Origin of the sequence: Sandarakinorhabdus oryzae (assembly GCF_009733735.1) — a bacterium.
Classification (GTDB): domain Bacteria; phylum Pseudomonadota; class Alphaproteobacteria; order Sphingomonadales; family Sphingomonadaceae; genus Sandarakinorhabdus; species Sandarakinorhabdus oryzae.
In genome coordinates this window covers 1-7,012 of record NZ_WNJP01000143.1, presented here as the reverse complement: position 1 = coordinate 7,012, position 7,012 = coordinate 1, and the positions used below count along the sequence as shown (strand labels likewise).

The window sequence follows — 7,012 nt, the reverse complement described above, 5'->3', positions numbered from 1 at the left end:
CCTTCATGCTGCGCCGCGTTTCGCCGGTCACGCTGGCTGCCATCGCGGTCGGGGCCTGGGGCGTGGGCCAGCTCGCCAAGGCAGTGCCGGTTACGGCCGAACCCGCGGCACCCCCGGCAAGCCCGCGCGCCCCCATCGTGACGCCGCCGCCGCTGGCCTGGAGCGCTGCAGCCGACGGCTTCTGATTGAACTCCCCCGGCCGCCCGGCTATCCCGAGCCGGCAAAAGGGGAGAATAAAATGGCTCGTTTCATTTCGATGCTGGCACTGGCTGCCGCGTTGTCGGCGCCGGTGTTGGCCCAGGCCGCCGACAAGCCCGCCGAGAAAGCAGAGGCCGCCGCGCCCACCCCCAACCGTGTCGTCGCCAAGCGCAACGGCACCTTCGGCGGGGTGAAGATCAACTACACCGCAGTGGTCGGCGAAACCTTCCTGAAGGACAAGGAGGGCAAGCCCACTGCCGCCATCTTCTCCACCAGCTACATCAAGGACAATCCGGAGCCGAACCGCCCGGTGTTCTTCCTGTTCAACGGTGGGCCTGGTTCGGGCAGCCTGTGGCTGCATATGGGCGCCTTTGGCCCCAAACGGGTGAATATCCCTGACGCCAAGGACGACGGCGCCCCGCCCTATGACATCACGGACAACCCCGAATCGCTGCTCGACGCGGCCGATCTGGTGTTCATCGATCCGGTCGGCACCGGCTGGTCCTATGCGCTTGGAAAGACCGATCCCAAGGAGTTCTGGGGCGTCACCAGCGATGCCAAGTCGGTCGCCGAATTCATCCGCCTCTGGCTGAACGAGCACAACCGCTGGAATGCGCCCAAGTTCCTGGGCGGGGAATCCTATGGCACGACACGATCAGCCGCCGTCGCCTATGAACTCAACCGCGGCTACAACGATGTCGCGCTGAACGGCGTCATCCTCATCTCCACCATCCTCGATTTCGGGCTGGAGGCCGAGGATGAAGGCAACGAGATGCAATATATGGGCATCCTGCCCAGCTATGCCACGGCCGCCTGGTATCACGACAAGATCCCCAACAAGCCAGCCAGCGTCGAAGCCTGGGCCGCCGAAGCCCGCGCCTTTGCCAGCGGCCCCTACATCACCGCGCTGATCAAGGGGAACAGCCTGCCCGCCGCCGAACGCGCTGCCATCCGCAAGGAACTGGCGCGCTTCACCGGCCTGTCCGAAACCTATCTCGAACAGGCCAATCTGCGCGTCACCCCCGGCCGTTTCTACAAGGAACTGCTGCGCGATCGCGGCCTCACCATCGGCCGCCTCGACGCGCGCTACACCGGCAAGGATTACGACAACGCCGGCGAAGGGCCGGACAATGATCCCAGCTTCTACGGCATTGATGCCTCCTATCCGGCCGCCGTGAACGCCTATCTGCGCGGTGATCTCGGCTACAAGACGGATCGCAGCTACGTCTCCATCGGCGGTGTCGGCCAGTGGGACTGGCGCCTCGGCAACGGCCGCGACGCATATGTGAACGTCGCCCCCGGCCTCGCCCGCACCCTGCGCGAAAACAGCAAGACGAAAGTCTGGGTCGGCCAGGGCTGGTACGATTTCGCCACGCCCTTCCACTTCGCCGAATATAGCATGAACCGCCCCGGCTGGCCGACGGATCGGGTGGAGTATCATTACTACGACGCCGGCCACATGATGTATGTCCACGGCCCGGATCGGACGAAACTGTCCAACGATATCAGGGACTTCATTCGTCGGCAGAGGTAAGAGGGGGCCTCCGGCGGGCAGGGGCTGAGCCCCTGCACCCACTTTCGTTTTCGGACGGTCCCTAACTATCAAGTTCCCGTCATGCTGGCGCAGGCCAGCATCCACCGCGCCGGGTGGGCCATCGACTTCGCGGGTTGCGCTGGCTCACTAATGGATGCTGGCCTGCGCCAGCATGACAGGGGAGACGGCTCACCCTTTTCAATTGTCACCCCGGATCAAGTCCAGGGTGACGTGTGAAGGTGTACCAGGCGCGGCGATGGCCTGTCCTACACGCGGCTGGTGCGGTTATACTGCGGGCGGCACTGCGGGCGGCGCCAAGGTGATGCGTCACCGTGCAAGGACGCGCACGCGCATGAAGAGGAAATTGTAAACTTTGTAACCTACAACCCCATCAATCGCGCCGCTGCAGACGGTGAGCCAAAGCCAACGAAAGTGGGTGCAGGGGCTCAGCCCCTGCCCGCCGGAGGCCCCTCTTACACCGGGTAACGCGCCGCCATCATCGCCCATGACCGCCGGGCCATTTCGGCCAGCACGTCCATATCGATATCGGCCAATTTCTTGATGTAGAGGCAGGACACGCCAGTCGTAGCCTTGCCCAGCCCAGCCAGCAGGTCCGCCTGGCCGTCGAACCCGTCCATCAGATAGACGACGTGTTGGGCTTTGCGCGGGGAATAGCCGAGGCGGGGCCAGATGCCGGTGCGGCCGGAGGCGTAGTGGTAAGTATATTGGCCATAGCCGATGATGCTGCTGCCCCACAGCACGGGCGGGCTGCCGGCGATGGATTGCAGGAGCGCCGAGATGGCCTCGGCTTCGTCGCGGCGGCGGGGTGGTTCGAGGGCGGCGAGGAAGGCGGGCACGCTGGCGGTGGTGGGCAGTGTCTTGGGTGAGTCGGCCATCTGCGTTCCCCCGCTTGCAAGTGCGCAGCTTAGCAAATAGGCGCGCATCCACAATTCGAAGGAACTTGCGATGGCTGATTCGATCAAGAAGGTGGTGCTGGCCTATTCGGGCGGGCTGGATACGAGCGTGATCCTGAAGTGGCTGCAGACCGAGTATCAGTGCGAGGTCGTCACCTTCACCGCCGATCTGGGCCAGGGCGAGGAGCTGGAGCCGGCGCGGGCCAAGGCGCTGATGCTGGGCATCAAGCCGGAGAATATCTTCATCGACGATCTGCGCGAAGAGTTCGTGAAGGATTATGTCTTCCCGATGATGCGCGCCAACGCGCTGTATGAAGGCCTGTATCTGCTCGGCACGTCGATCGCGCGGCCGCTGATTGCCAAGCGCCAGATCGAGATTGCCAAGCTGACCGGCGCCGATGCCGTGTCCCACGGCGCGACCGGCAAGGGCAATGACCAGGTGCGCTTCGAGCTGGGCTATTACGCGCTGGCGCCCGATATCCGCATCATCGCGCCGTGGCGGGAATGGAACCTGACCAGCCGCGAGGCGCTGATTGCCTTTGCCGAACAGCACCAGATCCCTGTGGCGAAGGACAAGCGCGGCGAGAGCCCGTTCTCGACCGACGCGAACCTGCTGCACACCTCGTCGGAAGGCAAGGTGCTGGAAGATCCGTGGGAAGAGGTGCCGGACTATGTCTACAGCCGCACCGATCACCCGGAAGACGCGCCCGATGCGCCGGAATATATCACCGTGGATTTCGAAGCGGGCGACGCCGTGGCGATCAACGGCGAGGGGCTGAGCCCGGCGACGTTGCTGGCAAAGCTCAATGAACTGGGCAAGCGGCATGGGATCGGCCGGCTCGATCTGCTGGAAAACCGCTTTGTCGGCATGAAGAGCCGCGGCATGTATGAAACGCCGGGCGGCACCATCCTGCACATCGCGCACCGCGGCATCGAACAGCTTACGCTGGATCGCGGCGCGGCGCATCTGAAGGATGAGCTGATGCCGAAATATGCGGAATTGCTCTACAACGGCTTCTGGTTCAGCCCCGAGCGCGAGATGCTGCAGGCGGCCATCGATCACAGCCAGGCCAAGGTGACCGGCACGGTGCGGCTGAAGCTGTACAAGGGCAGCGTGGGGGTGGTCGGCCGCAAGTCGCCGCACAGCCTCTATTCGGCCGGCATCGTCACGTTCGAGGACGATCGCGGCGCCTATGACCAGCGCGATGCGGCCGGCTTCATCCGGCTGAATGCGCTGCGGCTGCGGCTGCTGGGCCGCCGCGATGGGCGCTGATCAGTCCGTGATGACGGCCTGCTGGCACCGTTGGCGGGCCGTCCAAAGTGTCGGGATTTTTTACACCATTTTGGACCTGATTTCTCGCAAGGCCCGGAATCATTGGGAAAATCGCAATCCTTAACCCATTGATAACGGCAAGGTCAGGCTGGATGGGTGAAACGGGGCTGAATCGCCGAGTCGCAGCCGCGAGCGGCTTGCCGTTCTGATCTGGATCGGCGCAGGCGGGGCGGTGCCATGTCGGCACAGTTTACAGCCATTCGGCGTGGGCGCTGGCAAATTTTCCCTCTATCTCTCTGACAAGTAAGGCCGAATCCGACTTTTCCGGTTTTGGCACATTTTTTGCATGAAATGACCCATACGAGGGAGATTTTCATGCGTTTGCTTGCCGTTATTGCTGCCGCCGCCGTTTTAGCCATGCCGGCCAGCGCCACCGTGTTGTTCAGCCAGAATTTCGACGCGGTCACGACCGGCAGCAACAAGACCAGCATCCCGGGTTTCACGATCACCGGCGGCGTTGATCTCGTCAATTCCGGCGGCGGTGGCATCACCTGCGTCGGTGGCGTGGGCCGCTGCCTCGATATGGTCGGCTCGCCCAACGTCGGCGCGATCACCAGCACCCTGATCAACTTCAATGCGGGCTCGCTGATCACCGTGAGTTTTGACCTCAGCGGCAACCAGCGCCTGACGAGCACCGATGCCTTCAACTTCGCGCTGAACTTCACCAATCCGGAAACCATTGGCCAGTTCACCCTGGTTTCGGGCTTCCAGGGCAGCTACGGTGGCACCGGCGTCGGCCTCACCACCTTTGGCACCTACAACGAAGTCATCGCCCGTACGCGGCCCTATGTGAATTATGTGCTGTCGTTCGTGCCGACTACCTCCGGCTCGTTCCGCATCCGCTTCGGCGTCACCGGCAACAATGATGGCCGCGGCCCGATCCTCGACAATGTGGCGGTCAACAGCACCGTGGTGCCGGAACCGAACAGCTGGGCGATGCTGATCGCCGGTTTTGCCTTTGTCGGCTTCGCCGCGCGCCGCCGCCGCAGCCATCAGGCGGCCTGAACCAGCCTTTCATCTGATTGGAAAAGGGCGCCGTTCCGCTGGGAACGGCGCCCTTTTTCTGTGGCTCACCAGGGAATGGTGGCGCCGGTATAATCCAGATAGCGCTGGCCCGGCGGCCGGGCGGCGGCAATCACGTCGGCCAGGCCCTTCACGCTGGTGGCGACATCGATATCGGCGCCGTCACCGCCCATGTCAGTCTTCACCCAGCCGGGGTGCAGGTTGAGGATGGCGACCGGCCGGTTGCCAACGTCCTGCACGGCAAAGCCGCGCGTCAGGCTGTTGAGCGCGGCTTTCGAGGCGCTGTAAAGCTCGGCCCAGCCCGACTGGCGACCAGCGACCGAACCCAGGATCGAGGTCATGAACCCGATCGAGCCGCCGTCCTTGACCAGCGGCAGCAACAATCGCGCCGTGCGGACTGGGGCGATGGCGTTGGTCCAGAACAGCTGCGCCAATGCCTCGCGGCTGACGTTGCTGGCAGTGTCAGCGCGGTCGCCAATAATGCCGGCGTTGATTAGCACATGATCAAAGGACTCGCCGGCCAGCGACCGGGCCAGCGCTGCTACTGTCTCGCCATCGTCGATATCGACCTGGGCCAGCCGAGCGCCGGTGGCGGCCAGTGCAGGGGCGGCGCTGCGGTGCGTAGCGACAACGTCCCAGCCACGGCTGCGCAGTTCCTGGGTAAGGCCTAGGCCGATGCCGCGCGAGGCGCCAATGATGAGAGCTGAAGGCATGTCGGTATCTCCGGTTGCAATGGGCATAATGTGGCCGGCAACCGGTGGCCTGTCGAACAATTCAGCCTGTCAGAGCCCAAAGCTCTGCTTGATGCCGTCGATGACGAACTGTGCCGCCAGGGCGGCCAGCACCACGCCGAGCAGCCGTGTGAGCGCGCCTTCGAACTTGGCGCCCATCAGCTTCATGATCGGCCCGGCCGCCAGCAGGCAGAGCAGGGTGAGCAGCAGCACGGCGACCAGCGCGCCCAGCACCACGGCTTCCTGCACCAGGTCGCCAGTGCGGGCCGACAGCAGCATCACCGAGGCGATCGAGCCCGGCCCGGCCAGCATCGGAATGGCCATCGGAAAGACCGAAATATCTTCTTCTTCCAACGGCTTGCCGGCGGCATCGGCGGCGGACTTCACTTCTTCGGCGCGGCTTTCGCGGCGCTGGGTGCGCTTTTCGAACACCATGTCGATGGCGATGACGAACACCATCAGGCCGCCGGCGATCTTGAAGGCGGGCAGGGTGATGCCCAGCGCCGACAGGAAGCTTTCACCGCCCAGCGCGAAGGCGATCAGTACGCCGCCGGCAATCAGGCTGGAGCGCACCGCCATGTCCATGCGATGTTTCGGGCTGGTGCCGGCGGTGAGGCTGGAAAAGATCGGCACGCAGCCGGGCGGATCGATCACCACGAACAGGGTGACGAAGGCGGAAATGAACAGCTGCACCAGCGGCCCGTTGAGGGCGAGTGCCGTCATGGCCCGACCTTGCGGGCGATCTCGCGCCAGCCGCGGCCATCCCAGGCCCAGACCAGCAGCAGATGCGCCTTGTCGTCGCCGCGCAGCACCCAGCGCAGGCTGGCATCGCGCGATGCCCCGCCATCAAGGCGCGGCAGCGGGCTGGCAACGATCGGCTCGCTGGCGGCAGCGGCGGCGAGGTTGCGGCAGCTGGCGCGCCGTTCGGTCACGGCGACTGGCGTGTCCGGGCCTGACGGGTCGCTGCCGAAATCGGCCAGCCAGCGCCAGCCGGTGCCGGGCTCGACCGTCCAGATCGTGTTGAAGGCGCCGCGCCCGCCGTTGGCCGCGATGGCCTGGCCCTGCGACAGCGCAAGGCTGCCATCACAGGCGGTGGTGGTGACCACCGGCCACCAGCGGATCGCCTTGGCCGGATCGGCGCGGCCGGCCAGGAAGCGCTGGGTCTTGACCGGTTGCGGCGCGAACATCCAGGCGCGTTGGCTGGCAAAGCGGCGAAAGGCCGTCCACTGGCCGCTGGTCTGCGCATCGGCGGCAAAGGCGCGCTCGGCATCGGCGACCG

8 protein-coding genes are annotated in these 7,012 nt (G+C 64.8%); 4 read left to right on the top strand and 4 right to left on the bottom strand.

Annotated elements, in window-relative coordinates:
- Both GJ693_RS17405 and GJ693_RS12395 read left to right on the top strand, forming a co-directional pair.
- The coding region (locus GJ693_RS17405; RefSeq protein ID WP_207789963.1) for a hypothetical protein at positions 1 to 185 on the top strand (185 nt) is incomplete at its 5' end.
- 53 nt (positions 186 to 238) lie between these two features.
- On the top strand, positions 239 to 1,732 hold the full coding sequence (locus GJ693_RS12395) for a S10 family peptidase (RefSeq protein ID WP_156256605.1): 1,494 nt from the start codon (positions 239 to 241) through the stop codon (positions 1,730 to 1,732).
- Between the two features lie 473 nt (positions 1,733 to 2,205).
- On the opposite strand, the gene GJ693_RS12390 is transcribed toward GJ693_RS12395, so the two are convergent.
- A complete protein-coding gene (locus GJ693_RS12390; RefSeq protein ID WP_156256604.1) occupies positions 2,206 to 2,628 on the bottom strand; it encodes a DUF1801 domain-containing protein in 423 nt (140 codons plus the stop codon).
- A 70-nt stretch (positions 2,629 to 2,698) separates the two neighbouring features.
- On the opposite strand from GJ693_RS12390, the gene GJ693_RS12385 reads away from it, so the two are divergent.
- Together GJ693_RS12385 and GJ693_RS12380 are read left to right on the top strand one after the other, a co-directional pair.
- Positions 2,699 to 3,919, top strand: a complete 1,221-nt coding sequence (locus GJ693_RS12385; protein WP_156256603.1) for an argininosuccinate synthase — start codon at positions 2,699 to 2,701, stop codon at positions 3,917 to 3,919.
- A 375-nt stretch (positions 3,920 to 4,294) separates the two neighbouring features.
- A complete protein-coding gene (locus GJ693_RS12380) occupies positions 4,295 to 4,984 on the top strand; it encodes a PEPxxWA-CTERM sorting domain-containing protein (protein ID WP_235902868.1) in 690 nt (229 codons plus the stop codon).
- Positions 4,985 to 5,049: 65 nt separating this feature from the next.
- Here the strand turns inward: GJ693_RS12380 and GJ693_RS12375 are convergent, their stop codons facing one another.
- The 3 genes from GJ693_RS12375 to GJ693_RS16970 all read right to left on the bottom strand — a co-directional run.
- Positions 5,050 to 5,715, bottom strand: a complete 666-nt coding sequence (locus GJ693_RS12375) for an SDR family oxidoreductase (protein WP_156256601.1) — start codon at positions 5,713 to 5,715, stop codon at positions 5,050 to 5,052.
- 69 nt (positions 5,716 to 5,784) lie between these two features.
- A complete protein-coding gene (locus tag GJ693_RS12370; protein ID WP_235902867.1) occupies positions 5,785 to 6,456 on the bottom strand; it encodes a MarC family protein in 672 nt (223 codons plus the stop codon).
- Positions 6,453 to 7,012: hypothetical protein (locus GJ693_RS16970; RefSeq protein ID WP_197042164.1), on the bottom strand; the 560-nt coding region annotated here is incomplete at its 5' end. The genes GJ693_RS16970 and GJ693_RS12370, both read right to left, overlap by 4 nt.

Coding starts and splice junctions, on each gene's coding strand:
- GJ693_RS12395 (WP_156256605.1), top strand. CDS start 239: ATGGCTCGTTTCATTTCGATGCTGGCACTGGCTGCCGCGTTGTCGGCG.
- GJ693_RS12390 (WP_156256604.1), bottom strand. CDS start 2,628: ATGGCCGACTCACCCAAGACACTGCCCACCACCGCCAGCGTGCCCGCC.
- GJ693_RS12385 (WP_156256603.1), top strand. CDS start 2,699: ATGGCTGATTCGATCAAGAAGGTGGTGCTGGCCTATTCGGGCGGGCTG.
- GJ693_RS12380 (WP_235902868.1), top strand. CDS start 4,295: ATGCGTTTGCTTGCCGTTATTGCTGCCGCCGCCGTTTTAGCCATGCCG.
- GJ693_RS12375 (WP_156256601.1), bottom strand. CDS start 5,715: ATGCCTTCAGCTCTCATCATTGGCGCCTCGCGCGGCATCGGCCTAGGC.
- GJ693_RS12370 (WP_235902867.1), bottom strand. CDS start 6,456: ATGACGGCACTCGCCCTCAACGGGCCGCTGGTGCAGCTGTTCATTTCC.